The 2,327-nt window shown below is 48.5% G+C and carries 4 protein-coding genes; 1 reads left to right on the forward strand and 3 read right to left on the reverse strand.

The window, feature by feature from the left end; genetic code table 11:
- Positions 1-876, forward strand: an 876-nt coding sequence (locus J5224_RS25075) for a sigma-54-dependent transcriptional regulator (protein WP_264627925.1), incomplete at its 5' end; no start/stop codon positions are given.
- A 287-nt stretch (positions 877-1,163) separates the two neighbouring features.
- Here the strand turns inward: J5224_RS25075 and J5224_RS25080 are convergent.
- The 3 genes from J5224_RS25080 to J5224_RS25090 all read right to left on the reverse strand — a co-directional run.
- Positions 1,164-1,562, reverse strand: a complete 399-nt coding sequence (locus tag J5224_RS25080; RefSeq protein ID WP_264627926.1) for a type II toxin-antitoxin system VapC family toxin — start codon at positions 1,560-1,562, stop codon at positions 1,164-1,166.
- Positions 1,562-1,846: a type II toxin-antitoxin system Phd/YefM family antitoxin gene (locus tag J5224_RS25085; protein ID WP_264627927.1), complete on the reverse strand. Its 285-nt coding sequence runs from the start codon at positions 1,844-1,846 to the stop codon at positions 1,562-1,564. Before J5224_RS25085 ends, J5224_RS25080 begins: the two co-directional genes overlap by 1 nt.
- A gap of 91 nt (positions 1,847-1,937) precedes the next feature.
- A partial coding sequence (locus tag J5224_RS25090) for a hypothetical protein (protein WP_264627928.1) occupies positions 1,938-2,327 on the reverse strand: 390 nt, incomplete at its 5' end.

Here is a 2,327-nt window from a genome sequence, read left to right on the forward strand (position 1 = left end):
GAACCCATTTTAATCGAAGGGGAAATTGGCACGGGTAAACACCTGTTTGCGGAGGCGCTGCAACAACAGGTTTGTCCAGAATTACCCTTGTTAACGCTGTCTCTGGCGGACCTCTCCCCGCAGATGTTACAGCAAAAACTGTTTGGGGTTGCCAATCAGGCGGGCTTGCTCGATATGGCTGGCTCAGGCTTTTTGCTGCTCACGCATCTCGCGCTGGCGAGTGCAGAAACCCAAAGGGTGCTCACTCAACTGTGCCAGCGCAAACGTTATTTTCCACAGGGATCATTGCGGGAAACCGCCCTCAAGTGCCGATTGCTGTTTAGTACCACCGCGCCACTGGAACAACTCGAGGAAAAGGATTTTTCCCACGGATTGCTCTACTGCTTGCAACCACAACGCATCAAACTGCCGCCGCTCAGAGAACGGACCGCCGATATTGGTTTGTTATTGCAACATTTTAATGAGATGGCCTGCCAGGAACTGGGCCGGGATTACCTCGCACTGCCCCACGAGCTCGCGAGCCGATTGGAGCATTACGCGTTCCCCGGAAATATTGCCGAATTAAAATCGTTAACCTTTACCGCGGCGGGGATCAGTAACGGCCAGGAGCTGGCACTCGCGCCTTTTTTTAAGGTGTTAGAACAGAGCCAACAGATGCCTCAAAGTGAACGAATGACCTTCCCAGCGAATTTGCCCACCATTAGAGAAATCACGCAGAAGTTGATCCATGAGGCACTCATTCGCACCAATAACAACCAGAGTGCCGCAGCTAAACTGCTTGGGATAACGCAAAGTGCTTTGAGCCGCCGTTTAGGCAATGCGGGCATGAGTAGAGAAACTGACATCCAAAAACAAAAAGCCAGTGAGAACACGTAATACCGATCCGTGCATACCCGAATTAATGGCTGAGCTGGAGTTTCGTCAACGCTTCTTTGGATAGGCCAGTGGACTTCATAACAATCGCGAGCTCCACACCGTTGTGAAGCAATTCACTGGCTATTTTCAACGTAGCCTCACGCTGGCCTTTTTCAGCGCCTTTTTCGATGCCCTTCTGTTCCAGTTGCTCTGGTTCCGGGTTATACAGGAGCAGCGTAAGCTGCGCTCAACGATGAAAGGAAGGGATATTAAGGTAAAACGGAATAGCAACAGGTGAGAATTTTACGTTAGCGATTAGGTATAAGAGAGATAAATTTACCAGATAACGCAATAATGTTATTATCCGATGTAATAAAGGTCAAACCTTCATAATGCGCCTGCGCAACCAGCAATCTATCGAAAGGATCTTTGTGAAATAACTCGGGTAAATGTAATACGTTGAGCGCGTGCTCGCCTTTAATGACAAGCTCCTTGAAACCATTATCAAATAGCCCCGTTCTGAGTTCGTCAGGGTTGATATTGAAATCTGGCTTGTTTAATGCAAACTTGATAGAAACTTCCCAAATACTGGCAGCACTAAAATAAAGCTCATTATCGACGCCTTGAACGATCGCTTTTACCTCTTCCGTGAGGTATTCCGGGCGATAGGCAACAAAAAGTAAAATATTGGTATCGAGTAAATACATTAGTCATACTTCCCTTCAAACATGTCTTGTATTTCATCACTGTTCAGCGCATCGAAGTTATCTGGAACGGTTCCTTTACCCTTAAGGAAACCCAGCTTACGCACAGGTTTCTCCTCCGTGTACGCCACGACTTTTACCAACGTCTTGCCATTACGTGCAATCAGAAATGGCTCTCCTGTTTTCACAACATCGTTTAACAGTTTGGAAAGATTTGTTTTGGCCTCATAGATATTCACCTTTTCCATGACATCCTCCGACTTAGCCATCGTATACATTTTAATCATAACCCCATCCATTATGATTGGTCAAGTCAGACTGACCAGACCAATTTAATGCTACAGTGATATCCGGTGCAACAGCAGGGTATTGATCCTTTTAGGTTCCCGCCACCTCCCCATCCAGTGCTAGAAACGCCGTCGCTTTGCGGTAAGCATCGTCCATGTCGTCCGCCAGCGTTTTCGGGAACGGCAGGATCTTTTTCACCTTGGGAAACATGGCGCTCAGGCTCTCACGCACTTCGGGCTCAGTGGTCAAATACACATAGCCGGCGCAGTAATCCCGCAGTTCATTTTTATAGAGCTTCATCCACCGCGATGCCTGCTTCTCTTGTTCATGCGGTTCTCTCTCATGACCATGCCTTGCCGGAATCCACACCAACGCCACGCGCTGCTGCTGTGTGAGAATGTGTGTCAATCCCGCCAGTAACCTGTCCGTGCGATTCGGCATCTCCAATGCGGGAAAGCGCAGGAAGACCACGGGCCAGCG

The sequence above is a fragment of the Candidatus Symbiopectobacterium sp. NZEC135 genome (assembly GCF_025962695.1).